At 36.0% G+C, this 1,004-nt stretch carries 1 protein-coding gene; it reads left to right on the top strand.

Features of this window, described 5'->3' with window-relative positions; genetic code table 11:
- Positions 1–864 (top strand): hypothetical protein (locus tag M0D21_RS22900; protein WP_248334359.1); only part of this gene is annotated, 864 nt, incomplete at its 5' end.
- Positions 865–1,004 lie beyond the last annotated feature (140 nt).

The following is a 1,004-nucleotide window of genomic DNA, read 5'->3' on the forward strand; positions in this document are numbered from 1 at the left end:
CGGTCTAATATGCATATAAATATTCAGAAGAACAGCATTAAAAAGCCATTCAACAGTGATATTCCTGATTTGATTATAAATGAGAATCGATCAACGAGGTTAAAACAGGTAGATATTCCTCAGAGTTTTATCACTGATGATATACAGGCACTAGACGTGGTGGTGATTAAAACAGAGAAAGAACAACACCCGTTGGAAGATTCTTTTATACCAGAACGTTTTAAGAGACATACTAAAAAAATTACCCTGGAAGATACTAGAAAATACCCTAATATATTAGACTATATTGCCGCCAATGGATTTAGAATTATATACGGTACTGGTTTTGAAGCATTTGGAGGAGGCGGATCTCCAAGAGTTGATATTGTTCCGATTCTCAAGACTTCTGCAGGAGGGTTACAAGGGCCAGAGGTATATGTAGATGACTTTCGTTTATCAGATTATGAGTTACTGTTTAATTTACAGAGTGCAGATATTGATCGAATTTTGATCGATAAAAGAGGTGATATTTCCGGATTAAGAAGCTCAGGTACGATACTTATTTATACCCGAAAGCTTCCGCTGTATGGGTTTAGGGGTGATAAGAATAGTAAATATATTCTGGAACATGCTGTTGATAGTGGTTTTGAAACTACTAAAGAGTTCTATAATCCTAAATATCCAGATTTTGCTAGTCGGTTATTTAAACAATATGGCACTATACATTGGTTGCCAGATTTGTATATAGACCAGGGATCTGGTGCAGCCACGTTCAAAATACCAGACTTACCAGTAAAAGACATGAAATTTTTTGTAGAAGGCATGGGGAGTGATGGGAGTTTGATATCTAAGGAAGTTACCCTTAAAAACATTGATTCTAATTAGGCCTAAAATCTTTTTATAATAATTACTAATCCCTGCCAGCTAATGAAGACGCACTTACTTTTAATGATAGTATGGTTTTGTGTTTTTTCAGGATCTTCACAAACGTCTCCATCGGTTTATCCTAAGCAGGCGAGTGATCG

The organism is Aquimarina acroporae (assembly GCF_023195925.1).
GTDB lineage: Bacteria > Bacteroidota > Bacteroidia > Flavobacteriales > Flavobacteriaceae > Aquimarina > Aquimarina acroporae.